26 protein-coding genes are annotated in these 24,942 nt (G+C 67.4%); 17 read left to right on the top strand and 9 right to left on the bottom strand.

Annotation, left to right across the window (positions count from 1 at the left end; all coding sequences use genetic code 11):
* Window positions 1–26 precede the first annotated feature (26 nt).
* The 6 genes from CAL26_RS17760 to CAL26_RS17735 form a co-directional block, all read right to left on the bottom strand.
* On the bottom strand, window positions 27–974 hold the full coding sequence (locus tag CAL26_RS17760; RefSeq protein WP_094848139.1) for an amidohydrolase family protein: 948 nt from the start codon (window positions 972–974) through the stop codon (window positions 27–29).
* Complete coding sequence (locus CAL26_RS17755) at window positions 971–1,594, bottom strand: carboxymuconolactone decarboxylase family protein (protein WP_094848138.1); 624 nt, start codon at window positions 1,592–1,594, stop codon at window positions 971–973. Before CAL26_RS17755 ends, CAL26_RS17760 begins: the two co-directional genes overlap by 4 nt.
* A 25-nt stretch (window positions 1,595–1,619) precedes the next feature.
* Window positions 1,620–2,237, bottom strand: coding sequence for a glutathione S-transferase family protein (locus CAL26_RS17750; RefSeq protein WP_094848137.1), 618 nt, complete (start codon window positions 2,235–2,237; stop codon window positions 1,620–1,622).
* Between the two features lie 41 nt (window positions 2,238–2,278).
* A complete protein-coding gene (locus CAL26_RS17745) occupies window positions 2,279–2,923 on the bottom strand; it encodes a flavin reductase family protein (RefSeq protein WP_094848136.1) in 645 nt (214 codons plus the stop codon).
* Window positions 2,924–2,948: 25 nt separating this feature from the next.
* Window positions 2,949–3,929: a tripartite tricarboxylate transporter substrate binding protein gene (locus CAL26_RS17740; RefSeq protein WP_094848135.1), complete on the bottom strand. Its 981-nt coding sequence runs from the start codon at window positions 3,927–3,929 to the stop codon at window positions 2,949–2,951.
* 114 nt (window positions 3,930–4,043) lie between these two features.
* A complete protein-coding gene (locus CAL26_RS17735; RefSeq protein WP_094848134.1) occupies window positions 4,044–5,000 on the bottom strand; it encodes a LysR substrate-binding domain-containing protein in 957 nt (318 codons plus the stop codon).
* A 248-nt stretch (window positions 5,001–5,248) separates the two neighbouring features.
* Here CAL26_RS17735 and CAL26_RS17730 point away from each other — a divergent pair, with 248 nt between their 5' ends.
* The 14 genes from CAL26_RS17730 (at window position 5,249) to CAL26_RS17665 (ending at window position 19,164) form a co-directional block, all read left to right on the top strand.
* Entirely contained in the window at window positions 5,249–6,463 is a 1,215-nt protein-coding gene (locus CAL26_RS17730; RefSeq protein ID WP_094848133.1) for an alpha-hydroxy acid oxidase, read from the top strand.
* A 35-nt stretch (window positions 6,464–6,498) separates the two neighbouring features.
* The gene (locus CAL26_RS17725) at window positions 6,499–7,509 is read left to right on the top strand and encodes a tripartite tricarboxylate transporter substrate binding protein (protein WP_179283387.1); all 1,011 of its coding nucleotides are present in this window, start codon (window positions 6,499–6,501) and stop codon (window positions 7,507–7,509) included.
* Window positions 7,510–7,643: 134 nt separating this feature from the next.
* Window positions 7,644–8,360 carry an SDR family oxidoreductase gene (locus tag CAL26_RS17720; protein ID WP_094848131.1) on the top strand — a complete coding sequence of 239 codons (717 nt, stop codon included), beginning with the start codon at window positions 7,644–7,646 and terminating at the stop codon, window positions 8,358–8,360.
* A gap of 59 nt (window positions 8,361–8,419) precedes the next feature.
* A complete protein-coding gene (gene radA, locus CAL26_RS17715; RefSeq protein WP_094848130.1) occupies window positions 8,420–9,790 on the top strand; it encodes a DNA repair protein RadA in 1,371 nt (456 codons plus the stop codon).
* Between the two features lie 244 nt (window positions 9,791–10,034).
* Window positions 10,035–10,241 (top strand): hypothetical protein, encoded by a 207-nt coding sequence (locus CAL26_RS17710; protein ID WP_094848129.1) that lies wholly within the window; start codon window positions 10,035–10,037, stop codon window positions 10,239–10,241.
* Window positions 10,242–10,356: 115 nt separating this feature from the next.
* Window positions 10,357–12,909: an ABC transporter permease gene (locus CAL26_RS17705; RefSeq protein WP_094848128.1), complete on the top strand. Its 2,553-nt coding sequence runs from the start codon at window positions 10,357–10,359 to the stop codon at window positions 12,907–12,909.
* Window positions 12,906–13,334, top strand: a complete 429-nt coding sequence (locus CAL26_RS17700) for a group II truncated hemoglobin (RefSeq protein WP_094848127.1) — start codon at window positions 12,906–12,908, stop codon at window positions 13,332–13,334. The genes CAL26_RS17705 and CAL26_RS17700 overlap by 4 nt, the downstream gene beginning before the upstream one ends.
* Complete coding sequence (locus CAL26_RS17695) at window positions 13,324–14,043, top strand: 3-deoxy-D-manno-octulosonic acid kinase (RefSeq protein ID WP_094848126.1); 720 nt, start codon at window positions 13,324–13,326, stop codon at window positions 14,041–14,043. The genes CAL26_RS17700 and CAL26_RS17695 overlap by 11 nt, the downstream gene beginning before the upstream one ends.
* Before the next feature lie 84 nt (window positions 14,044–14,127).
* Complete coding sequence (locus CAL26_RS17690; RefSeq protein WP_094848125.1) at window positions 14,128–15,243, top strand: polyamine ABC transporter substrate-binding protein; 1,116 nt, start codon at window positions 14,128–14,130, stop codon at window positions 15,241–15,243.
* A 5-nt stretch (window positions 15,244–15,248) separates the two neighbouring features.
* A complete protein-coding gene (locus CAL26_RS17685) occupies window positions 15,249–16,376 on the top strand; it encodes an ABC transporter ATP-binding protein (RefSeq protein WP_094848124.1) in 1,128 nt (375 codons plus the stop codon).
* Between the two features lie 5 nt (window positions 16,377–16,381).
* The gene (locus tag CAL26_RS17680) at window positions 16,382–17,293 is read left to right on the top strand and encodes an ABC transporter permease subunit (RefSeq protein ID WP_094849942.1); all 912 of its coding nucleotides are present in this window, start codon (window positions 16,382–16,384) and stop codon (window positions 17,291–17,293) included.
* On the top strand, window positions 17,290–18,099 hold the full coding sequence (locus CAL26_RS17675) for an ABC transporter permease subunit (RefSeq protein WP_094848123.1): 810 nt from the start codon (window positions 17,290–17,292) through the stop codon (window positions 18,097–18,099). The genes CAL26_RS17680 and CAL26_RS17675 overlap by 4 nt, the downstream gene beginning before the upstream one ends.
* Entirely contained in the window at window positions 18,096–18,452 is a 357-nt protein-coding gene (locus CAL26_RS17670) for an arsenate reductase (RefSeq protein ID WP_094848122.1), read from the top strand. Before CAL26_RS17675 ends, CAL26_RS17670 begins: the two co-directional genes overlap by 4 nt.
* Window positions 18,453–18,471: 19 nt before the next feature.
* Entirely contained in the window at window positions 18,472–19,164 is a 693-nt protein-coding gene (locus tag CAL26_RS17665) for a DNA-3-methyladenine glycosylase (protein WP_256988516.1), read from the top strand.
* Window positions 19,165–19,209: 45 nt separating this feature from the next.
* Here the strand turns inward: CAL26_RS17665 and CAL26_RS17660 are convergent, their stop codons facing one another.
* A complete protein-coding gene (locus CAL26_RS17660) occupies window positions 19,210–19,965 on the bottom strand; it encodes a YrbL family protein (protein ID WP_094848120.1) in 756 nt (251 codons plus the stop codon).
* Between the two features lie 166 nt (window positions 19,966–20,131).
* On the opposite strand from CAL26_RS17660, the gene rmuC reads away from it, so the two are divergent.
* From rmuC to phoU, 3 genes are all read left to right on the top strand, one after another.
* On the top strand, window positions 20,132–21,520 hold the full coding sequence (gene rmuC / locus CAL26_RS17655) for a DNA recombination protein RmuC (RefSeq protein ID WP_094849941.1): 1,389 nt from the start codon (window positions 20,132–20,134) through the stop codon (window positions 21,518–21,520).
* 45 nt (window positions 21,521–21,565) lie between these two features.
* A complete protein-coding gene (rpiA, locus tag CAL26_RS17650; protein WP_094848119.1) occupies window positions 21,566–22,243 on the top strand; it encodes a ribose-5-phosphate isomerase RpiA in 678 nt (225 codons plus the stop codon).
* Window positions 22,244–22,411: 168 nt separating this feature from the next.
* Complete coding sequence (phoU, locus tag CAL26_RS17645) at window positions 22,412–23,137, top strand: phosphate signaling complex protein PhoU (protein ID WP_179283386.1); 726 nt, start codon at window positions 22,412–22,414, stop codon at window positions 23,135–23,137.
* Between the two features lie 75 nt (window positions 23,138–23,212).
* On the opposite strand, the gene CAL26_RS17640 is transcribed toward phoU, so the two are convergent.
* Both CAL26_RS17640 and argA read right to left on the bottom strand, forming a co-directional pair.
* Window positions 23,213–23,485 carry an oxidative damage protection protein gene (locus tag CAL26_RS17640; protein ID WP_094848118.1) on the bottom strand — a complete coding sequence of 91 codons (273 nt, stop codon included), beginning with the start codon at window positions 23,483–23,485 and terminating at the stop codon, window positions 23,213–23,215.
* A gap of 90 nt (window positions 23,486–23,575) precedes the next feature.
* Window positions 23,576–24,931, bottom strand: a complete 1,356-nt coding sequence (gene argA, locus CAL26_RS17635; RefSeq protein ID WP_094848117.1) for an amino-acid N-acetyltransferase — start codon at window positions 24,929–24,931, stop codon at window positions 23,576–23,578.
* Between the last annotated feature and the right edge of the window lie 11 nt (window positions 24,932–24,942).

The raw sequence follows: 24,942 nt of genomic DNA, 5'->3' as shown, positions 1-24,942 counted from the left end.
CCGCCGCGTCCGCGCCGCCCCAGGCGCTAACCCGCGGCAAACCCGTACAGCCGCGCCGGGTTATCCACCCACACCTTGCGGCGCAGCGCATCGCTGCCCAACCAATCCCAGGCCAGGTCCAGCAAGGCATCGGCCGCGGGCGCCTTGTCGCCCATCCGCACATAGGGCCAGTCGGAGCCCCACAGCACTTGATCCGGATTGGCGGCGGTGTAGGCGTCGTGCAGATAGCGGGCATCGGCATAATCCGGCGCCGTGCCGACGCGGCACAGCGTCAGCTTCATCCAGATGGCGCCATCGGCGAGCAGGCCGCGCAGCAATTGGAACACGGCATCCTGGGGACCGCGTGCCGGCACCAGGCTGCCCAGATGGTCGATGACCAGCGTCAGTCCCAATCCCGCCAGCGCCGGCAGATGCCGCGCATAGACGTCGCACGGCGCCCATAATTGCGCGTGCAGGCCGTGCTGCTTCATGCGCGGCGCCAGCGCGGCGATCTGGTCGAAGCCGACGCTGCCGGGAAACAGTCGTCCCGCCGGATCGCGCGCCTCGACGAAACGCAGCGCGCGCACGCCGGCTTCCGACCACGCCCGCAATTGTGCGTCGCCGACCCGCGGATCGGCCACCGCCACGCCGCGCAGGCGGCCCGCGCCTTGCCGCAGCGCATCCAGCAGGGCCGCCGGCTCGGTGCCGTAGGGCGCGGGCTGCACCAGCACGCCGCGTTGCGCACCCAGGGTGTCCAGCATGGTCAGGTAGCGCTCGGCCGGCGCGTCCGGCGCCGCATAGGACGATGGCTGTTGCAGCGGGAAGCGGTCGTACGGCCCGAACACATGGCAGTGCGCATCGCAGGCGCCAGGCATCAGCACGTGGCGCGGCCGCCCCGGCATGCGCGGCGTTTCCGTCGTGTCCGGGACATAGGCCGGCGCCTGGCCGGATCCACCGCGGGCATCGCCGGTATGCGGCGGGGTTGCCCTGCTCATCGGCCGTCTCCGCCGGCTTGCTCCGGTAAGCGCGGCAGCCGCGTCAGCGCTGGCTGGCCGGCTTCCGTCGGCACCCGCAGCGGATCGGGCGCATCGTCCGGCATGGGAATTTCATGGGCGTTCAGGGTCATCGATACCATCGTGTAGTAGCCGATGACGGCGGTCAGCTCCACGACGCCGGCCACGCCCCAGTGCTCGATCGCCTGCGCGTACAGCGCGGGCGCAACCTGTCCGGTTTCCTGCAACTGGCGGGCATATTCGTAGACGATCGCGTCGGCCGGCGTGTCGAAGGCCGGTGTACGCCCGTCGCGTATCGCCTCCAGCGCGGCGGCGGGAATGCCGGCATCGGCGGCCGCCTGGGCATGGATGTGCCATTCGATCTGGCTGTTCCAGCGCCGTGCCGTCGCCACGATGGCCAGTTCGCTGACGCGCGGCGGCAGGCTGGTGCCGAAGCGCAGCAGGGCGCCCAGCGCCTGCCAGCGGTCCGCCAGGTCGGGATTGTGCAAGGCGGCGCGCAACGGGCCGACCAGGCGGCCGCGCGGGCCCGAAACGATGCGGTCGTAGACCTGCCGCTGGGCCGCGGTCATCGTATCGGGGGTCGGGAAGGGGATGCGACTCATGTGATGTCCTTGCTTGTCGTCCGTTTCAAGCCGCTGCGTCGTCGGGCGCCGTACGCGCCACGGACGGGCGCGCGCAGAAGTCACGATGCCACGCCGCCAGCGCGGGATGGCCGTCGCGCCAGGGCAGGTCGGCGTAGCGGTAATCCAGATAGGACAGGGCGCAGCCGATGGCGATCAGGCCCAGGTCGAAGCGTGTTTCCCGCAGCGCCGGCGCTTCCCGTTCCAGCGCCTTCAGCACCGCGTCTCGTTTCAAGGCGAACGCGTCCAGCCATTCCGGCGTCTGCCGCGACGGCGGCTTGTTGCGCTCCTGGCGGAACAGCAGCAGCACGTCCAGCAGGCCGTCGCCCAGCGCCTGGCGCCGCTCCGCCGTCAGGCGCGCCCGCGGTTCGGCCGGCACCAGGCCGGCGCCCGCCAGTTCGTCCAGATAGGCGCAGATCACGCGGGAATCGTAGATCGACGTGCCGTCGTCCAGGACCAGCGTGGGCAACTTGATGAGCGGGTTGTCGCGCACCAGGTCGAGATTCGGCTTGTCCATCGCGACGGGCGTGCGGACGCACTGCACGCGGTCTTCGATGCCTGCCTCGTACAGCACGATCATGACCTTGCGCACGAAAGGCGAACGTGGCGACCAATGCAGCTTCATGCGGATCTCCTGTCAACAGCGTTTTGGCGGTGGCTCATGTGTCAGTGCCCCTGCTGCGGCCGCACCGCCGGATCGTCGGCGGCATCCGGCGCCGGCATCTGGAAAAGATGGTCCGTGTGGGCATACCAGCCGGCGCCGTGCATGCGGCCGAGCAGCCGCAGCGCCGGCGTATCCACGTAGTACTTGCCCGGGTCCAGCAAGGCGTCGTCGCGCAGGTACATGGCGACCACGCGCGCCAACACGATAATCCGCTGCGGCGCGGCTTCGAGGATCTGCCAGACCAGGCATTCCAGCGCGGCCGGGCTCTGCGCGATGCGGGGCGGCTTGATGCGCAGCGATGGCGCGGTGCTCAGGCCCGCTTTCGCCAGTTCATCGACGTCCGCCACGTAGTCCAGGCTGGTGTGGGTCATCTGGGGCCCCAGACCCGCCGACGCGACGTTGACGACGAATTCGCGCGTGGCCAGGATATTGCGCGACGTGTCCTTCAATTGTCCGCCGCGCGGGCCTATGCCCAGCGCCACGATGGGCGGATCGCTGCTGACCACATTGAAGAAGGAAAACGGCGCGGCATTGATCCGGCCGCCGGCCGATTGCGTCACCACCCAGGCGATGGGCCGCGGCACCACCACGCTGGACAGCAGCTTGAAGGCATCGGCCGACGCCAGTTCGCTGAAGTCGAAGTTCATCGCGTTTCCCGCCCGCCGCGCCCGTTCATTTCGCCAGCAGGTCCAGCCTGCCCAGTAGCGTCCGCATGTCGGCGCGGTCTTTTTCCACATAGGCCTGTGCCTGGCCGGGCGTCAGCGCCATCAGCTCCACCGCCTGTTCTTCCATCACCCGCCGGTAATCGGCGTCCTCGTTCACGCCGCGCACGGCATCGCTCAGGCGCTGCACGATGGTCGGGGGCGTGCCGGCCGGCGCGGCGAGGCTGTACCAGGTGGCCGATTGCGCGCCGTGCACGCCGGCCTCGTCCAGGGTCGGCACCTGAGGCAGCAGCGGCGAACGCCGGTCGGCGGCATAGGCCAGCGGCAGCAGGCGCCCCTGGCGGATGAAAGGCAGGCTGGCCGAAAGATTCAGGAACACCATGTCCAGCTGCCCGCCGACGGCGTCATTGATGGCGGGCGATGCGCCGGGGTAGGGGATGTGGTTCAGCTGGATGTGCGCCGCCTGCTGGAACAGCTCGCCGCCCAGGTGCGTGGCCCCGCCCACGCCCGCCGAGCCGTAGCTCAGCTTGCCGGGGTTGGCCTGGGCGCGCGCGATCAGGTCGGCGACGGTCCTGATTCCGCGCGCGGGATTCACGGCCAGCATGATGGGCTGGATGGCGACCACGGACGCGAAGGCGAAGTCGCGTACGCCGTCATAAGGCGTCTTCTGCATCAGCGGCGTCACCACGTGGCCCGCGGACGTTCCCAGCAGCAGGGTATAGCCATCGGGCCTGGCGCGGGCGACGAAGCCGGTACCTATCGACGCGCCGCCGCCCGGCTTGTTTTCGACCACCACGGGCTGGCCCAGGCGCTTTTCCAGGCCGCGCGCCAGGCTGCGCGCCACGATGTCGGCGGGTCCGCCGGGGGCATAGGGATTGACCAGCGTAATGGCGTGGGCGGGATAGCCGTCCGCCGCCCTTGCCGCGCCGGCCGGCCCGGCGGCGGACAGGGCGATCGCGGCCAGCAGCGCCAGCGCAGATGCGGTTCGCATTTGCCTCCATTGTCATTCTTATCTTGATGGAGGGCATCGTAGGCGGCGGGGCCCCGGCAAGCTATGCCCGGGGTGGCAATTCAGGTATGCAAGGCGGCCGCGCGCCCGCGGCGCCTACAGCATGGTCGCGCCGCGCCAGACGCCGTCCTGCACCAGCTGTCTTGCCAGCTGCACCAGCGTCACCCGGGTCGCCAGCGCGGAGGGCGACAGCTCGTCGTCGGAAAAGCTGGCCAGCAGGCAGCGCCTGCGCATCGACGGATCCTCGATCGGTATTGCCCGCAGCAGCTTGTCGTCCGCCATGGTCTTGCCATCCGGCGCCAGCATGGACAACACGGCGCCGGGTTGCACCGTCGCGCCCAGGCCCGCGCGCACCGCGCGCATCAGGCTATGGGCGCCTTCGATCTCCAGCACCACGTTGGGGCTGAGTTTCACCGCGTTGAAGCTGGCCGTCATCAGGTCGCGCAGCGCGTGGCTGTTGCCGGGCATGATCAAGGGCAGGTCGCCGATCTGCCCGACCTGGACGCTCTTGGCCGTGGCCAGCGCGGGCGGCAGGCCGGCCAGGTCCTTGCGGGCCACCACGAAGAGCGTTTCATCGACCAGCGGCGTCACGCTCCAGCGCTTGGGATCGTAGGCTTCGAAAAGCAGCGCCAGATCCAGCTGGCGGGAATTGAGCAGGGCGGCCAGGTGCGCGGTCAGGCCCTCGACGATCCGGACGCGGACGGCGGGATAGCGTTCCCGCATGACCGACAGCAGCGGCACCGTCAGGACCGCCGCCGTGGTGGTGGCCATGCCTATGCTGACCTGCCCGGAAAACCTGCCTTGCCGGGCCACCGCCGCCGCGGCGTCGACCTGCCGCAGGATCACCTGCGCCTGGTGCCAGAAATCCAGTCCGGCTTCGGTCGGGAAAACCCCGGTCGATCGGCGCTGCAACAGCCTGGTCGCCAGTTCGCTTTCGAGCTGGCTGATCTGCTGGCTGAGCGTGGAGGTGGCGATTCCCAGTTCCAGTGCGGCCCGTCCCATGCTGCTGAGCTCGACCACGCGGACGAAGGATCGAAGTTGTCTGAGTTCCATGGAAGTCGTTGGCCTGGCGCCTCGGCGGGGGCTGCCCGGCGGCGCAAGCATAGCATTCCGGGCACCCCCGTTCATTTGCGCCTAACAGCCGTTTGGCGAGGCCGAATGCGCGTTCCAGGCGAAGCCGGCACACTAGCCAGCCTTGAGATAAGTAGAAAAAAGGCGCTCGCGCGAACCTTTGGCCGGAGACACCACGCAGCGGTTGCGAGGCGCTCGCGGCCATCGGATCGTCCCGGGCCGAGACATCGATGGCATCGCAGAGCAGACCCAGGGCACTAGAGCGCGTTTTTTCCCTCGACGATTTTCAGCGGCAGGCTCGGCGCCGCCTGCCGCGCGCCGTCTACGAATACGTCGCCGGCGGCACCGAAGACACGCACACCCTGCGGGAGAACCGCGCGGTGTTCGACGAGCATCTGCTGGTGACCCGCGTGATGCGCGACGTGTCCCGGCGATCCGTGGCCACCAATCTGTACGGCGAACAGTGGTCGGCGCCTTTCGGCATCTGCCCCATGGGCCTGTCGGCGCTGGCCGCCTACCGCGGCGACGTCGCCCTGGCGCGCGCCGCGCAGGCCTTCCATATCCCCATGATCGTCAGCGGTACGTCGACGATACGCATGGAAGACGTCATCGCCGCCAATCCGGATGCCTGGTTCCAGGCCTATCTGCCCGGCGATATCGAGCGTACGACGCCGCTGCTGGAGCGCGTGAAGGCGGCCGGGTACCGGACGCTGGTCCTGACCTTCGACACCTTCGTCGGCGCCAGCCGGGAAAACCAGGTCCGCGCCGGCTTCACCACGCCGCTGCGGCCCAGCCTGTCGCTGGCCTGGGACGGGCTGTCGCACCCAGGCTGGCTGACCAAGGTCTTCCTGCGCACGCTGCTGCGCACCGGCATGCCGCATTTCGAGAATTCCTTCGCGACCCGCGGCGCGCCGATCATTTCCGCGACGGCGATACGCGACCACGCGCCCAAGGACCATATGGACTGGGAGCGCTTTTCCCTGATACGGGAATCCTGGCGCGGCAAGCTGATCGTCAAGGGCCTGCTGCATCCCGAGGATTGCCGCATCGCCCGCGATCGCGGCGCCGACGGGATCATCGTCTCCAACCACGGCGGGCGCCAGCTGGACGGCAGTCCGTCGTCCGTCCGCATGCTGCCGGCCGTCATCGCCGCGCTGGAGAGCTCGGGCTCGCGCATCCCGGTGATGGTGGATGGCGGCTTCCGGCGCGGCACGGATGTCATCAAGGCGCTGGCTCTGGGCGCGGACTTCGTCTTCGTCGGCCGGCCGTTCAATTTCGCCAACGTCGTCGCTGGCGAGGCTGGCGTGCTGCACGCCGCCAAGCTGCTGCGCGATGAGGTTTTCCGCGCGCTGGGCATGGTCGGCTACAACGCCATCGCCGAACTCGCGCACGCGCGGGCCGATGGCGTGCTGCTCGCGGCCGGGCCGTCTGCCCGTTCCCTTTGAATATCAGAACAACACTACACACGGAGATGTTGAACATGAAGTTCCGCTTACCCCTGCAAGGCTTTTCCTTCAAGGCCGCGCTGGTCGGCTGTTCGTTGCTGGCGGCCTCCGCCGCCGTGACCGCACAGGCGCAATCCTCGGCCGCCGACAAGTACCCCGACCATCCGATCAAGCTGGTGGTCGGCTACGCCCCCGGCGGCGGCAACGATGTCGCGGCGCGGCTGCTCGCCAAGGAGCTGGCGAAGATCATCCACGGCAATATCGTGGTGGAAAACCGGCCCGGCGCCGGTACCAATATCGGCGCCTCGTATGTCGCGCGCTCCGCGCCGGACGGCTACACGCTGTCGCTGTCGTCGACGGCGCTGGCGATCAACGTCACGCTGTACAAGAAGCTGGACTATGACGCGGTCAAGGATTTCGAGCCGGTCGCGATCTTCGCCGAAGCGCCCAACCTGCTGCTGGTCAATCCCAAGCTGCCCGTCAAGTCGGTCAGCGACCTGATCGCCTATGGCAAGGCGCACCCGGGCAAGCTGAACTTCTCGTCGGCGGGCAGCGGCAGTACCCAGCACCTGGCCGGCGAACTGTTCAAGAAGATCGGAGGTTTCGACGCCACGCATATTCCGTACAAGGGATCCGCCCCGGCGCTCACCGCCGTCATCGGCGGCGAGGCGGACTTCACCTTCATCAACATTCCCAGCAGCAAGCAGCTGATCGAAAGCGGCCAGTTGAGGGCGCTGGCGATCACCAGCGCCAAGCGCTTTCCCGCCGTGCCCAACATCCCCACGATGGAAGAGGCCGGCGTCAAGGGTATGAACGTGGCGACCTGGTATTCCATCGTCGCGCCCGCCGGCACGCCGCAGGCCATCGTCGACAAGCTGAACAAGGCGGTCAACCAGGCCATGACGGAGCCCGAGCTGCGCCAGCGCTTCGAGGACCTGGGCATGGCGCCGATGAACGAATCGCCGGCATTCTTCAAGAAATTCCTGGCCGACGAGATCACGCGGTGGCGCGCCATCGTCCAGGAATCGCACGCGTCGGTGGATTGAGCTGCGGGGCGGGGCGCCAGCGCCCGATGGCGCCAGCCTGCCTCGCCTAATTGTTACGAAACCCAAGACAGACGGTCCGGTTGGTGGTCTACTCGGTGCTTTGGCGGTATGCGGTATGTTGTCGAGGGTAGATCATGAAAGATAAATGCGTGCTCGTAACGGGCGCCACCAAGGGAATCGGTTGGGCGTTGACGCGCCGTCTGGCGGACATGGGTTGCCATGTCGTCGGCATCGCCCGCCACACCGGCGATGTCGATTTTCCGGGCTATCTCTATGCCTGCGATCTGTCGGACGCCGGCAAGACGGAAGAAACGCTGCGCGAAATACGCGACAAGTATCCGGTCGACGCCGTGGTCAACAACGTCGGCCTGGTATTGCCCCAGCCCCTGGGCGCCATCGAACTGGCGTCGCTGTACAACGTGCTGGACCTGAACGTGCGCGTCGCCGTGCAGGTGGCCCAGGCTTTCGTCGAATCGATGAAGGTGCGGCGCGCCGGCCGCATCGTCAATGTGGTCAGCCGCGCCATCCACGGCGGCTATGACCGCACCAGTTATTCCGCCGCCAAGAACGCCCTGGTCGGGTGTACGCGCAGCTGGGCGCTCGAATTGGCGGAATACGGCATCACCGTGAACGCGGTGTCGCCCGGTCCCATCGAAACCGAACTGTTCCGCGCCAGCCGTCCGGTCGGCAGCGATGCCGAAAAGCGCATCCTGTCGGGTATCCCGATGAAGCGTATCGGCGCACCCGCCGACGTCGCCGCGGCGATCGCGTTCCTGCTGTCCGACGACGCCAGCTATATCACCGGCCAGATCCTGGCGGTGGATGGCGGCGGCAGCATCGCGGGACGCTAGGCGCGTTTCCGGCGGCGCGCATCGGCCGCCGCCGATCGCCATGCCGGTACACTTCCGGCATGGCCAAATCCCGAACCGTCTACGTCTGCGCCGAATGCGGCGGCACCAGCCCGAAATGGCAGGGCAAGTGCCCGCATTGCGGCGCCTGGAATACCCTGTCGGAAACCCTGGAAACCGCCGCCCCCGCGGCGGCCGCCTCGCATCGCTACGCGCCCTTGGCGGCGTCCAGCCCCGTCCGCAGCCTGGCTGAGATCGAAGCGCGCGAAGTGCCGCGCCAACCCACCGGACTGGAAGAGTTCGACCGGGTGCTGGGCGGCGGCCTGGTGGCCGGCGCCGTCGTGCTGATAGGCGGCGATCCCGGCATCGGCAAGTCCACCTTGCTGCTGCAGGCCCTGGCCTCGCTGTCCGAAAGCGCCAACGTGCTGTACGTGACCGGCGAAGAATCGGCCGAACAGGTCGCGCTGCGCGCGCGCCGCCTGGGCCTGAGCACCGGCAACGTCAACCTGTTGGCGGAAATCCGCCTGGAAGCCATCCAGGCCGCCGTCACCGAGCAGAAACCCTCGGTGGCCGTCATCGATTCCATACAGACGCTGTACAGCGGCGAACTCACCGCCGCGCCCGGCTCGGTATCGCAGGTGCGCGAATGCGCCGCGCAGTTGACGCGGCTGGCCAAGCAGACCGGCATCGCCATCGTGATGATCGGCCACGTCACCAAGGATGGCGCGCTGGCGGGCCCGCGGGTGCTGGAACACATCGTCGACACCGTGCTGTATTTCGAAGGCGACACGCATTCGTCCTTCCGCCTGGTGCGCGCCTTCAAGAACCGCTTCGGCGCCGTCAACGAACTGGGCGTCTTCGCGATGACCGATCGCGGCCTGCGCGGCGTGGCGAATCCGTCGGCGCTGTTCCTGTCGCAGCACGATCGCCAGGTGGCGGGCTCCTGTGTGATGGCCACGCAGGAAGGCACGCGTCCGCTGCTGGTGGAGATCCAGGCCCTGGTCGACGGCGTGCAGGGCTCCAATCCCAGGCGCCTGACGGTGGGCCTGGAAAGCAACCGCCTGGCGATGCTGCTGGCGGTGCTGCATCGGCACGCCGGCGTGGTTACGTCGGACCAGGACGTCTTCGTCAACGCGGTCGGCGGCGTGCGCATTACCGAGCCGGCGGCCGACCTGCCGGTATTGCTTTCCATCATCTCGTCGCTGCGCGACCGGCCCTTGCCGCGCGGCCTGGTCGCGTTCGGCGAAGTCGGCCTGGCCGGCGAAATCCGTCCCGCGCCGCGCGGCCAGGAGCGCCTGCGCGAAGCCGCCAAGCTGGGCTTCAGCGTCGCGCTGATTCCCAAGGCCAACGCGCCGCGCCAGCCGATCGAAGGCTTGGAGGTATGGGCCGTGGATCGCCTGGAACATGCGCTGGACAGATTGAAGAACGCGTAGCGCGCGGATTGATTGGTCCGTCCGGCGTCGCGCTTTCAGCATGCGGACGGCAACCTGAAAGCGAGATGAAGGAAAAGCCCGCCTCATCGTCCGCAACTATGTCCAAATCGCAGATCATGCAATTTTTTTTGCGTGTCGTGAAACCTTCGCAAGGGTGCTTGCTCCAAGGCTGTACGGGGATCACGGCAACCGGCCGTGCCCGTGGGATGAGGCCACGTGGCCTTGCTTAATCTGGAGTTTTTAAATGACGAACCGCTCCCGTATTGCTACGTTTTTGACCGCGTCCGCCCTGTGCCTGGGTCTGACCGCCGCCCCGGCGGTGTTCGCCGCCGACGCCGGCACCACTGCCAAGCCGGCCAAGACGACCACCCACAAGCACAAGGCCAAATCCAGCACGAAGGCCAAGAAGTCGGCGACCCCCGCGACGCCGGCAACGCCTGCGGCCAAGTAGTAAGCCCGGGCCCGTTCCCGCGCTGTGGCAGTCCCAGGGGCGAAGCTTCCGAGAGGGAGCTTCGCCTTTTTCCTTTTTTGCCTTAGCCAGCGAACTGTCAGGTTACGATAGGGTCATGCACGATACATCCGCCGCTCGTCCATACGCCGCCGTTCCCGCGGCCGCCGCCACAGGCCTGGTTTCCGACATCCGGCTCGGCGCGCGCACGCTGCTGCGCGACTGGCGTTCGGGCGAGTTGCGGCTGCTGCTGGTCGCGCTGATCGTCGCCGTGGCGGCGGTGACCAGTGTCGGCTTCCTGGCCGATCGCGTCGGTCGCGCGCTGGAACGCGATGCCGCCCAGATGCTCGGCGGCGACATCGTGCTGGACGCCGACGAACCCATTCCGCCGGCCTTCGAGCGCCAGGCCCTGGACCAGGGGCTGCGGCTGGTCCACACCTATCAATTTCCATCCATGGCGTCGGCCGACCAGGCGGCGCAACTGGTCTCGCTGAAAGCGGTGGAAGACGGTTATCCGCTGCGCGGCAGCCTGCGCACGGCCGCCGGGCCCGCCGGCGCGGAAAGCGCCACGCGAGGCATACCCGAACGCGGCACCGTCTGGGTCGACCCGCAGCTGCTGGCCGCGCTGCGCCTGAAAATGGGCGACACCATCGCGCTGGGCGACAGCCGCTTCCGCATCTCGCGGGTCGTTACCTACGAACCCGACCGCGGCATGTCGTTCGTCAACCTGTCGCCGCGCGTCCTGATGCGCGCCGACGAATTGCCCGCCACGGGCCTGCTGGCGCCCGGCAGCCGCGTCGACTACGGCTTGCTCGCGGCCGGCGACGCGCCGGCGGTATCCGCGTACAAGCAGTGGCTGGACACGCATCTGCAGCGCGGCCAGCGCCTGGCCACGGTCGAGTCGGGGCGGCCGGAAATCCGCCGCGTGCTGGATCGCGCGCAGCGCTTCCTGTCGCTGGTCGCCTTGCTCGCCGTGTTGATATCCGCCGTGGCGGTGGCCCTGGCCGCGACGCGCTTCATGCTGCGTCATCGGGATGGCATCGCCGTCATGCGCTGCCTGGGCGCCACGCAATCGCAGGTGACGCGCGTGCTGTCCGTCGAGTTCGTGCTGGTCGGACTGGCCGGATCGGTACTCGGCGGACTCGCGGGCTATGTCGTACACCTGGGGCTGTTGTCCATGCTGGGCCGCATGGCCGGCGTGGACCTGCCGCCGCCGTCCGTCATCCCCGCCGCCCAAGGCCTGGCCACCGGCATGTGGCTGCTGCTGGGTTTCGCCTTGCCGTCCCTGGCCCAGTTGCGCCATGTCCCGCCCGCGCGCGTCCTGCGTCGCGATGCCGCCGGGGTGCGCATGGGCAGCGTGCTGGGCTATGCCGTGGGCGCCATCGGCTTCGCGCTGCTGATCTGGTGGTTCGCCGGCGACGTGCAACTGGGCGCGGTGGTGGCCGGCGGCTTCCTGGGCGCTTTCGCGGCCTACGCGCTGGTCGCCTGGCTGTGCGTGCAGGCCCTGGCTCGCGTGCGGCGCGCCGCCAACGGCATGCCGGCCCTGCGCTTCGCGCTGGCGGGCGTGGTGCGCCGGCGCGCGGCCACGGTCACGCAGGTGTGCGCGCTGGCCATCGGCCTGATGGCGCTCCTGCTGCTGGCCATGACACGCACCGACCTGATCGCCGGCTGGCAGCGCACGCTGCCCCCGGACGCCCCCAATCGCTTCCTGATCAATATCCAGCCCGACCAGCGCGAGGCCGTCGCCGCCGCGCTGACGGGCGCCGGCGTGGCCGACGTCACGCTGTTTCCCATGATCCGCGGCCGGCTCGTCGCGGTGAACGGCCGGCAGGTATCCTCGGCCGACTACACGGAAGATCGCGCCCGCCGGCTGGTGGACCGCGAGTTCAACCTGTCGTACGCCGATCGCATGCCGTCCTACAACGTCCTGCAGGCGGGCCGATGGATGGCGCCGGATTCGCGCGAGGTGTCCATGGAGTCCGGCATCTCCCGCACCCTGGGCCTGAACATGGGCGACAAGCTGACCTTCGACATCGCGGGGCAGCAGGTCGACGTCACGGTCACCAGCATGCGCGGCGTGGATTGGGACACGATGCGGGCGAATTTCTTCGCGATGCTGTCGCCCGGCGTGCTGGCGGATGCGCCGCAGAGCTGGATCACGTCTTTCCGCCTGCCGCCGGGGCAGGCCAGCCTGCTGCCTGAACTGGTCCAGCGCTTCCCCAACCTGACCGTGTTCGACGTGGATGCCATCCTGCGCCAGTTGCAGGACGTGCTGGACCAGGTCGCGCAGGCGGTGCAACTGCTGTTCGGCTTTACGTTGGCGGCCGGCGTCCTGGTGCTGACGGCGGCGCTTGCCGCCACGCGCGATGAACGCGTGCGCGAAGCCGCCGTGCTGCGCGCCCTGGGCGCCACCCGGCAGCAACTGGCGCGCGCCCAGCTCATCGAGCTGCTGGCGGTGGGCGGGCTGGCCGGCGTGCTGGCCGCGGCGGGCGCCAGCGCGGTCGCCTGGGCGCTGTCGCAGCGGGTCTTCGATTTCGACGTCACCTTCAGCCTGTGGCCATGGCTGGCCGGCGCCGCCGCGGGCATGCTGGGCGCCTGGGCCGGCGGCGCGTGGGCCTTGCGCGGCGTACTCCGCACGCCGCCGCTGGTCACCCTGAGAGAAGCAACATGACTACCACCACGCGGGTCGAACCCATCTTCGAACCCCTGGACCATACCCGCACGATATTCGAACTGCTGGGGGGCGAGGACGCCGTGCGCGCCCTGGTCAACCGTTTCTATGACCTGATGGACATGGAAGAAGACTTCACCGCGCTGAGGGCAGCCCACGGCCCGAGCCTGGATTCCGCGCGCGAAAAGCTCTTCCTGTTCCTGTGCGGCTATTTCGGCGGCCCGGATCATTACGTCCAGCGCTACGGCCATCCGCGCCTGCGTGCGCGCCACCTGCCGTTTTCCATCGGCGAGATCGAACGCGACCAGTGGGTGGCCTGCATGGGCCGCGCCATGCTGGACCTGCAAGTGCCCACGCCCCTGGCGGATCGTCTTCTCCATGCGTTCCATGGCACCGCGGACTGGATGCGCAACCGTGCCGGCTGACGTGCGCCGGCTGGCGTGGGATGGCGCGCGGCCCGGCGCCATGTGCTTCGACGCGGCGCGCATCGCGCAGCCCGGCCCGGAACTTTTCGATCCCGTCGGGTATGGTGAGCACGCCAGCCCGGTACAGGTGGGCGGCCGCCAGGCCGCCTGGTTCGTGGACGGCGGCTTCGGCCATGGCGTGCTGCGCCACTACCGCCGCGGCGGCATGATCGCGCGGCTCAGCCGGCAGCGCTATGTATGGCTGGGCGAAGCGCGCACCCGCTGCTTCATGGAATTCCAGCTGCTGGAATCGCTGGCGTCGCAAGGCCTGCCGGTGCCCGCGCCCTTGGCCGCGGGATACTGGCGGGTGGGGCGCCTGGGCTACGAGGCCGCCATCCTGGTGGCGCGCCTGCCGGACGTGCGGCCGCTGGCCGCCTTGCTGGACCAGCCGGTGTGGGATGTGGCGGCCGATGCCATCGCGCGCATGCACCAGGCCGGTGTCTGGCATGCCGACCTGAACGCGTACAACATCCTGGTGGACGCGCGCGGCAAGGCCTGGATCATCGATTTCGACCGCGGCCGGCAGGGCGGGGTGACCCGCGCCGGCCAACGCCGCAACATGGAACGGCTGCGCCGTTCGCTGGAAAAAGTCGCGGGGGCGGCGGGGCTGGCTTTCTTCCAGAAATTGGACCATTCCTACAGGGCGCGGATGGCGCGGGCGCCGGCCTGACTCCCGCAGGAAAACGAATTATCATTTTGCCTTTGCGCGCGGGCACCGTCCCGCAATAATTTTCTTCGCAAGGGGCTCTGGGACATGGGTATCAACTCGGGTGCAATCGCGGGTGCACGCTACGCGGCGTTGGCTTTGGCGGCGCTGGCGGTGGCAGGGGCGGCCAAGGCGCAGGAAAACGTCGTCAACGTCTACAACTGGGCCGAATACACCGCGCCCGACACCATTCCCGGCTTCGAGCGGGAAACCGGCATCAAGGTGCGTTACGACACCTACGACAACAACGACACCTTGCAGGCCAAGCTGCTGACCGGCAAGTCCGGCTACGACGTCGTCGTCCCGTCCACCCACTATGCCTCGCGCCAGCTGCAGGGCGGCCTGTTCCAGCCGCTGGACAAGGCCAAGATGCCCAACCTGCAGTACCTGGATCCCGAGGTCATGGCCCTGGTGGCGCAGGTCGATCCGGGCAACAAGTACTTCGTGCCCTGGGGCTACGGCACCAACGGCCTGGGCTACAACGTCACCAAGGTCCAGCAGATCATGGGCAAGGATGCGCCGCTGAACAGCTGGGACATGCTGTTCAAGCCGGAAAACGCCGCCAAGCTCAAGGACTGCGGCATTTCCGTGCTGGACGAGGCCGCCCAGGTGTTCCCGGCCGTGCTGCACTATATCGGCAAGGATCCCAACAGCAGCAATCCGGACGACTACAAGGCCGCCTTCGAGGTCCTCAAGAAGATCCGTCCGTACATCCGCCAGTTCAGTTCGTCGGGCTATATCGATGAAATGGCTTCCGGCGACCTGTGCATGGTGTACGGCTTTTCCGGCGACGTCATGATCGCGCGCGACCGGGCCCGCCAGAACAAGCAGACCTTCGACGTCAATTACTTCATCCCGCAAGGCGGCGCGCCCGCCTGGTTCGACGTCATGGCCGTGCCCAAGGACGCGCCGCATCCCGACAACGCGATGAAGTTCATCAACTACATCGAGACGCCGCAGGTGCACGCGGCGATCACCAACAAGATGTTCTACCCCAACGCCAACAAGGAAGCCCGCAAGTACGTCGTCAAGGACGTGGCCGACAATCCCATGATCTATCCGCCGGCCGACGTTTCCAAGACGCTGTACGTCATCAAGGCGCAACCCATCAACATCCTGCGCCTGCAAACCCGCATGTGGGCCGAACTGAAGTCCGGGCGTTGAGCATCATGAATGACAGCCGTTATGCGGCCTCCCATGTGCCGGATTCCGATGAATTCGTGCGCGTGTCGGATCTGGTGAAAATCTTCGGCGACACGGTCGCCGTGCGGTCGGTGAACCTGTCTGTCCGGCGCAACGAGCTGTTCGCCCTGCTGGGCAGCTCGGGCTGCGGCAAGTCCACCTTGCTGCGCATGCTGGCGGGCTTCGAGGAAGCCACCTCCGGCCAGGTGCTGCTGGACGGCGAGGACATCACCGACATGCCGCCGTACCGGCGCCCGGTCAACATGATGTTCCAGTCGTATGCGCTGTTCCCGCACATGACGGTGGAAGCCAACGTGGCCTTCGGGCTCAAGCAGGAAGGCGTGGACCGCGCGGAAATCCACGATCGCGTGTTCGAGGCGCTGAACCTGGTGCAGATGGCCGGCTATTCGCGCCGCAAGCCGCACCAGTTGTCCGGCGGGCAGCAGCAGCGCGTCGCGCTGGCGCGCAGCCTGGTCAAGCGCCCCAAGCTGCTGCTGCTGGACGAACCGATGTCGGCGCTGGACAAGCAGATCCGCCAGGCCACGCAGATCGAGCTGGTGCGCATCCTGGAACAGGTCGGCGTGACCTGCATCATGGTGACGCACGACCAGGAAGAAGCCATGACCATGGCCAACCGGCTCGCGGTCATGACGGAAGGCCAGATCGTCCAGATCGGCACGCCGCAGGACGTCTACGAGTTCCCCAATTCGCGCTTCGTCGCCGGCTTCATCGGCAGCACCAACCTGTTCTCGGGCACCATCGTGGTCGACGAACCCGACCACGTCGCCATCGAATCCGACCAGCTGTCGCGCCAGCTGTACGTCAGCCATGGCGTGAGCGAACCGCTGGGCATGCAGGTGTACGTATCGATCCGCCCCGAGCGCATCGTGGTGTCGCGCGAGCAGCCGGAAAGCATCTACAACTGGGCGCATGGCGCCGTCACCCACATGGCCTGGATGGGCAGCTACGCGCTGTACCACATCCGCCTGGATTCGGGCATGACGGTCGAAGCCACCGTGCCGCGCCGCGTGTTCGCGCAGGACGACGCGCCGGCCGTCCACGAAGAAGTCTACGTGGCCTGGGACGCCGACAGCGCGACGGTGCTGCCCTCATGAACATCATGCCGCTGCGCCGCCTGCTGCCGTCGCCGCGCGCGCTGGCCATCGTGCCGCCGTACGCCTGGCTGGCCCTGTTCCTGCTGGTGCCGTTCCTGCTGGTGCTCAAGATCAGCTTCGCCGACCTGCAGTTCGGCGTGCCGCCGTATACGCCGCTGCTGGAGCTCAAGGACGAAGCGCTGAACTTCAGCCTGCACCTGCGCGGCTACGCGCTGCTGTTCACCGACAGCCTCTATCTGGCCACCTACCTGAGCTCGGTCAAGATCGCCGCCATCAGTACCCTGTGCTGCGTGCTGATCGGCTATCCCATGGCGTATTACATCGCCCGCTCGGCCCCGGCCACGCGCAATCTGCTGCTGCTGGGCGTGATCCTGCCGTTCTGGACCTCGCTGCTGCTGCGGGTCTACGCGTGGGTCGGCATCCTGCGCAACGACGGCCTGCTCAACAAGCTGCTGCTGGCGCTGGGCATCATTTCGCAGCCGCTGGAAATCTACCGGACCGACCTGGCCGTCTATATCGGCATGGTGTATTCCTACCTGCCGTTCTTCATCCTGCCGCTGTACGCCAACCTGGTGAAGATGGACCTGCGCCTGCTGGAAGCCGCCTACGACCTGGGCGCGCGGCCCTGGCAGGCCTTCTGGCAGATCACCGTGCCGCTGTCGCGGCCCGGCGTGATCGCCGGCGCCATGCTGGTGTTCATCCCGGCCGTGGGCGAGTACGTGATTCCCGAAATGCTGGGCGGCGCGAATACGCTGATGATGGGCCGCGTCATGTGGAGCGAATTCTTCAACAACGCCGATTGGCCCATGGCCGCGGCCGTCACCTGCGTGATGGTCCTGCTGCTGCTGGTCCCGCTGGCGCTGTTCCAGTACAACCAGGTCAGGCAGGTCGAGCCGGGCCGGGGGGCCAGGCAATGAAGGGGCCTCATCGCGGTATGCGCGCGCTGGCGCTGGGACTGGGCTTCGCCTTCCTGTATATCCCCATCCTGAGCCTGGTGGCGTTTTCGTTCAACGATTCACCGCTGGTCACGTCGTGGTCCGGCTTTTCGTTCAAGTGGTACGGTTCGCTGTTCCGCGACGACGCCTTGCTCAGCGCCGCCTGGCTGTCGTTCCGCATCGCCGCGCTGGCGGCCACCGCCGCCACCATCATCGGCACCTGGGCAGGCTACGTCCTGGCGCGCATGGGCCGCTTCCGCGGCTTTTCGCTGTACATCGGCATGCTGAGCGCGCCGCTGGTCATCCCGGAGGTCGTCATCGGCATCTCCATGCTGCTGATGTTCGTGGAAGTGCGCACCACCATCGGCTGGCCGGAAAACGGCATGTTCACGATCTGGGCGGGCCATACGACCTTCTGCATGGCATTCGTCGCCGTCATCATCCAGTCCCGCGTGCGCGACCTGGACCGATCGCTGGAAGAAGCGGCCCTGGACCTGGGCGCCACGCCGCTGAAGGTGTTCTTCACCATCACGCTGCCCCTGATCGCGCCGGCGCTGGCGTCGGCATGGCTGCTGTCCTTTACCCTGTCGCTGGACGACGTGATCCTGTCGTCCTTCCTGTCCGGCCCCGGCTACACCACGCTGCCGATCGAAGTGTTTTCGCGGGTACGCCTGGGCCTGAAGCCGGAGGTCAATGCGCTCGCGGCGCTTTTCATTCTGATCGTCGGCGTGTGCGTGGTGGCGGCCAACCACCTGCAGCGGCGCGCCGCCTTGAAGGGGACCCAATGAAACAGACCGTCCTGTACGGCCTCAAGCAATGCAGCACCTGCGTCAAGGCGCGCACCTGGCTGGACGAACACGGCGTCAAGCATGAATTCGTCGACTACCGCGACCATCCCGTGGCCGCCGGCACCCTCAAGCAGTGGGCCGAGCAGGTGGGCGGCTGGGAAAAGCTGGTGAACCGGACGTCCATGACCTGGCGCGCCTTGCCCGAAGCGCGCAAGGCGGTGGCCAGCGACGGCGAATGGCAGGCCCTGATCGCCGAATATCCGGCGCTGGTGCGGCGCCCGGTCACCGTCACGCCGGATGGCGCCGTCAGCGTCGGTTTTTCGGAAAAACGCTACACGGAACGTTTTGCCTGACACCGGAACCGGCGGCCCCATGCTGCCAGATTCGTTCTTCGATCGGGACGCCTGCCAGGTGGCCCGCGAGCTCATCGGCATGGTGCTGCGCCGCCGGCACCAGGGCCTGTGGCTGTCGGCGCGCATCATCGAAACGGAAGCCTATTACCTGCACGACAAGGGCAGCCACGCCTCGCTGGGCTACACCCACAAGCGCCGCGCGCTGTTCATGGATGGCGGCGCGATCTATATGTACTACGCGCGTGGCGGCGATTCGTTGAACATCAGCGCGGGCGGACCGGGCAACGCGGTCCTGATCAAGTCCGCCCATCCGTGGGTCGACGCGGTATCCGGCGAAGAGTCGCTGGCGCGCATGCAGGCGCTGAATCCGGACGCCCAGGGCAGCAGCCGGCCGCCGCAGCGCCTGTGCGCGGGCCAGACCCTGCTGTGCCGATCACTGGGCCTGAAGGTGCCGGATTGGGATGGCGGGCATTTCGATCCGGAAGTCTTCTTCGTGGAAGATATCGGTGCGCGCCCGTCCAGGCTGATCCGCACCGTGCGGCTGGGCATACCCGAAGGCCGCGACGCGCATCTTCCCTACCGTTTCGTGGATCCCGCCTACGCGCCGTTCTGCACCCGCAATCCGCTGCGGCGTGGGCAGATGGCGGGGCGCGACTATGACTGGGTGACGCGGCAGGGGAGGCCTTGCAAGGGTCAGGCCTTGCGGTCCTGACCCTCTCCGGCTTTCTCTCGGCGCTCCGCGCTCTTTCCCCTGAGATCAGCGATTCTGTTCGGTCAACCGGGCGCGCGCCTCGCTGCGCAGCACCAGCTTGGCCTTCAGCCTGTGGTACTTGCGCAGGATGCGCTGGCGATTCAAGGCCTTGCTGTAGGCGAACACCGGCACGGCCTGCTTGGAGCCGAATCCGTCGATCAGGTACATGCCTGTCTCGCCGTCGGCGTTCTGTCCGACGACCACGTTGCGGGCCGACACGTCGTTCAGGATGATGTGGTGATCCGCCAGCGTGTCGAAGAAATAATCCAGCTCACGGGCCAGTTTTTCGTCGAGGCCGCGCTCGCGCACGATCTGTTCGACCGTCGGCGCCAGGCCGCCCTTGCCGTCGGTGATCTTCTCGACCAGCAATCCCAGCCCCATATCGGTCTGGGCCAGGCCCAGGACGCGGGCCATGGGCACTTTCCAGCGGCCGGCGGCGGCGTTCTGGGCAGCGGTGTACTCGGCCAGTTCGGCGACGTGGTTGCGGTAGGCGCCTTCGCGCTGGTGGTGCTTGCGCCAGCGGCGCAGCGGCCGCGTGCTGAGATGTTCCGCCATGGCCGGGAAGTCGATCACCTTCACCAGCAGGGCAGGGTCGTAGGGATGCTGATACACCAGCCGTTCGGCGCCCGAGGCGATCGGCCGCAGCCCGGCCAGGTCCAGCAGCCGGAATTGGGTATGGAGGTGCAGCTCGGCGGGCGCGGGTTGCGCGTGCAGCGGCACGGCGACGGTCTCACGCCGGACTGGCAGGGCGACGATGCTCATAGGAATGGCCTGGGGCGCTGCGGCTGTTCTGTTTCTGCTGGTGCCACAGTTCCATGACGAAAATTCGACGATGTCCGTAGTTTGACGGGTTGGAACCAGCCCGGAAAGGAAAACTTGGGCAATGTGGCGTACGCCCTACAATGCGGCCTGGGTAATTGGGGAGACCATGTTGCCGCAAAGCGACATTGTGCTATGGGTGTGGGCCGCCGCCGGAGCGGCCCTGTTCGCCGCGCTCGCGGCGGGGCTGGCCGCCTGGAATGCCGCCAGGTCAAAAAAAGGGACGGATAATCTGGCGGCGGTGCTGGCCGACCAGGAACGCCTGGCCGGCGCGCTGCGCGGCGAGTTGGCGGAAAGCCAGCGGGCGCTGCGAGCGGAAATGGGTGACGCCATGCGCGGCCTGCGCCTGGAGCTGGGCCGGCATCTGGAAGATCTGCGCAACGGCGTGGCGCGCGAGGCCCAGGCTTCGCGCAGCGAATCGGCCGAATCACTGGGGCGATTCAGCACCGTATTCGGCGAGCAGGTGCAGCGCCTGATCGACATGAACGACCGCCGGCTGCAGGAAGTGCGGCAGACGGTCGATCAACGCCTGATGGCGCTGCAGGCCGACAACGCCGGCAAGCTCGAGGAAATGCGGCGCACCGTCGACGAAAAGCTGCATGCCACCCTGGAGCAGCGCCTGGGCGAATCGTTCAAGCTGGTGTCGGAACGGCTGGAGGCCGTGCACAAGGGCCTGGGAGAGATGCAGACCCTGGCGTCCGGTGTCGGCGACCTCAAGCGCGTCCTGACCAACGTGAAGTCGCGCGGCACCTGGGGCGAGGTGCAGCTGGCGCGCCTGCTGGAAGACAGCATGGCGCCGGAACAATACGCCAGCAATGTGAAGCCGGTGCCCGGCAGCGACGCCATCGTCGAATTCGCCATCCGCCTGCCGGGGCGCGCCGACGACGGCGCGCCGGTCTGGCTGCCGCTGGACGCCAAGTTTCCCAAGGAGGAATACGAACGCCTGCTGGAGGCCGAACAGGCGGCCGATGCCGACGCCGCCCGGGTGGCCGCCGCGGCGCTCGCCAAGGCGATCGAACTGCAGGCCCGCGCCATCTCCGACAAGTACGTGGCGCCGCCGCACACCACGGATTTCGCCATCATGTTCCTGCCCACCGAAGGCCTGTACGCCGAAGTGCTGCGGCGCCCCGGCCTGATCGACAAGCTGCATCGCCTGCGGGTGAACGTGGCCGGCCCGGCCAATCTGGCGGCGCTGCTGAACAGCCTGCAGATGGGTTTCCGCACGCTGGCCATCGAGCGCCGCTCCTCGGAAGTCTGGCAGGTGCTGCGCGCAGTCAAGACCGAATTCGGCCGTTTCGGCGATGCCCTGGCCGGCGTCAAGCGCACGCTGGAGACCGCCAGCACCAAGATAGGCCAGACCGAAACACGCACCCGCGCGATGCTGCGCAGCCTCAAGGCCGTTGAAGCCCTGCCCGACGACGCGGCGGCCACGGCGTTCGCGCAACTGCCCGACGACCCGTCCGCCGCGCGGGACGACGAAGACGCGCGATCGGCGTAGCATCCCGCCTTGCGCGAACTTGAAACCCATCTAACGAGTGCTCTTATGCTCAGCCAGCAAGAATTGAAGCAGCAGGCCGCCACGGCCGCCCTGGAAATCGTCGGCGAAGTCGCCGGCCCGGACGTCATCATCGGCGTCGGCACCGGCTCCACCGCCGATCTCTTCATCGACGGCCTGGCGCGGTTCAAGGGCCGCCTGCGCGGCACCGTCGCCAGTTCGGAACGCAGCGCCGCCCGCCTGGCCGCGCTGGGCATCCCCGTGCTGGACCTGAACGACGTCGAGCACATGCCGATCTACGTCGACGGCGCCGACGAGATCGATGGCCGCCTGCACATGATCAAGGGGGGCGGCGGCGCGCAGACCCGCGAAAAGATCGTCGCGTCCGTGGCCGACCGTTTCGTCTGCATCGCCGACGAGTCCAAGCTGGTGGAACGCCTGGGCACTTTCCCGCTGCCGGTGGAAGTCATTCCCATGGCGCGCGCCGCGGTGGCGCGCAAGCTGGCCGCGCTGGGCGGGCGTCCGGTGTTGCGCGATGGCTTCATCACCGACAATGGCAACGTCATCCTGGACGTGGCGGGCCTGGACATCCCCGATGCGCCGGCGCTGGAAATGCATATCAACAACCTGCCCGGCGTCGTGACCTGCGGCCTGTTCACGCAGCCCGGCGCCGATATCGCGCTGCTCGCCACGCAGCAGGGCATACGGCGCCTGGTACGCCAGTAGGCGCCGCACGGCCGCGCTGTGGGTGACACCCGGCCGGCCGGACGATTCATAATCCTGTCACATGGGAGTCATAACCTAGCCGACCGATGCGGCCTGGGGACTTCCGAATGGCGTTTCTTGGAGGCTCGCATGGCAATGGAACCGTCGTTAACCCCGCAGGGAGCCCGGATGACCGAGCACACTAACAAACAATTCGATGCCGACCTGGAAGGCGTCCGTTCGCAATTTCTGGCGATGGGCGGCGTGGTGGAAGCCATGATCCAGGACGCCGTCGATGCCTTGGCCAACGGCGACCTGGACCTGGTCGACAAGGTGCGCGAACGCGAAAAGGAAGTCAATCGCTACGAGGTCGACATCGACCAGCGCATCAGCCAGATTCTGGCGCGCCACCAGCCGACGGCCATCGACCTGCGCATGCTGCTGGCGGTGTCGAAGATGCTGACCGATATGGAGCGCTCGGGCGACGAGGCGGAAAAAATCGCCACCGTCGCACGCCGCATCCATGATGGCGAAATCCGTTCGCTGCCGATGGTGGACCTGCGCCACATGGGCCACAGCGTCGGCTCGATGCTGCGGCAGTCGCTGGACGCCTTCGCGCGGCTCGATCCGGTGCAGGCGGCGCAGGTCGTTCGCAACGACAAGGACGTGGACAAGGAATGGAAGGCGGCGCTGCGCCAGCTGATTTCCTTCATGATCGAGGATCCGCGCACGATCACGCCGTCGATCGACCTGATCTTCATCGCCCGCGCGCTGGAGCGGATCGGCGACCACGCGAAGAACATGTCGGAACGCGTGATCTACATGGTGCGCGGCGCGGACGTGCGGCACACCGGCGCCAAGAACGCCGAGCGCCAGGCCCGCGGCGAAGAGGAAAGCACCGAAACCACGGAATAGTCAGGCGCGAAAAAAGACCCCCGATGGCCGCAAGCGGAAAAGCGGCCATCGGGGGTTTTTATTTGGGCGCCGGCGTCAGGCGGAAGGCGGTACGAAGCCCTGGGCTTCGACGGTGCCGTCTTCGAACAGGAAGCGCTCCATCTGCTGCTGCAGATACTTGCGGGCGCGGGCATCGGCCAGGTTCAGGCGGTTCTCATTGACCAGCCGGGTCTGGATGCCTTTCCATTCTTCCCACGCTTCCTTGGAGACCTCTCGCCAGATGCGCTGGCCGATTTCGCCGGGATAGGGCGGAAAGTCCAGCCCTTCGGCGTCGCGCTTCAGTTTGACGCAATGAACGGTACGGGTCATGGGTATTGCTGCCGTAAAAAAGTTGGATTGGCGATTTTACCGAATCGCGCTGGCCGGACGCCCGCGCGGCCGGCCGTGCATGTCCTTGCTCTACAGCCGCTTGATGAACACCAGGCTGTTGCGCGAGCGGTTGTAGTGCTGCTGCTTGTCGCGCGGCAGATCGGTCACGCCGCCCTGTACGAAGCCGCGCTTCATGAACCAGTGCGAGGTGCGCGTCGTCAGCACGAAGAGCCGCTTGGCGCCCAGGGCCCGCGCGCGCGATTCCATGTGGCGCAGCAGCAGCTCGCCTTCGCCGGAACCCTGCCATTCCGGATGCACGATCAGGCAGGCCATTTCGGCCATCTGGTCGTCCAGATAGGGATGCAGGGCCGCGCACCCGTAGATCACGCCGTCGTGTTCCAGCACGGTGAAATTCTCGACGTCGCGTTCGATGTTGCTGCGGCCGCGCGGCACCAGCGTGCCGTCGGCTTCCAGCGGTTCCACCAGGCTCAGGATGGCGCCCACGTCGTCCAGCGTGGCCGGCCGCAGGTCGTCCAGCGTGTCCTCGACGACCATGGTGCCCACGCCGTCGTGGGTGAAGATTTCCAGCAGCACGCTGCCATCCAGGCCGAAGGGCACCACGTGGGCGCGCGCCACGCCGCGCTTGACCGCCTGCGAGCTGTACTTCACGAACAGCGCGGTGTCCTCGTCCAGCCCGCCCTTGGCCAGGAGCGCATCGGCGTCCACGCGCGCCAGTTCGGTATCGATGCTGCCGTCCTCGTTGCGCACGCCTTCCGTGGTGGACAGGAAGATCAGCTTTTCCGCCCGCAAGGCCACCGCGACGCTGGTCGCCAGGTCTTCCATGGCCAGGTTGAAGGCCTCGCCGGTGGGCGAGAATCCCAAGGGCGACAGCAGGATCACCGAGCCTTTTTCCATGGCGAAGCGCATCGCGTCGACATCGATCTTGCGCACGTGGCCGGTGTGGCGATAGTCCACGCCATTGATCACGCCGGTGGGCCGCGCGGTGACGAAGTTGCCCGAGATGACGCGGATCTGCGAATGCGACATCGGCGTATTGGGCAGCCCCTGGCTGAAGGCCGCCTCGATGTCCAGGCGGATTTCGCCGGCGGCTTCCTTGGCGCATTCCAGCGACGCCGCGTCGGTGGGCGACAGCCCGCGGTCGAACTGGTGGCTGAAGCCCTTGAGCCGCAATTGCTCGTTGACCTGCGGCCGCGAGCCGTGCACCAGCACCAGCCGTATGCCCAGCGCCGACAGCAGCGACAGGTCCTGCACCAGGGTATTCAAGGCGCCGGCCTGGATCAGTTCGCCGCCGAACGCCACGACGAAGGTCTTGCCGCGAAACGCGTGCACGTAGGGGGCGACTTCACGGAACCAGCGCACGAATTGCGCGGCGGCGAACTCGGGTGCTTCCAGGGCTGAAACGGTGTCTTGATCCAGGTCGGGCATGGTGCGTATGA

Source organism: Bordetella genomosp. 9 (assembly GCF_002261425.1).
Classification (GTDB): Bacteria; Pseudomonadota; Gammaproteobacteria; order Burkholderiales; family Burkholderiaceae_B; genus Bordetella_C.
Note: the sequence above shows the minus strand (reverse complement) of the source record. Positions and strands in the feature narration are given on the sequence as shown.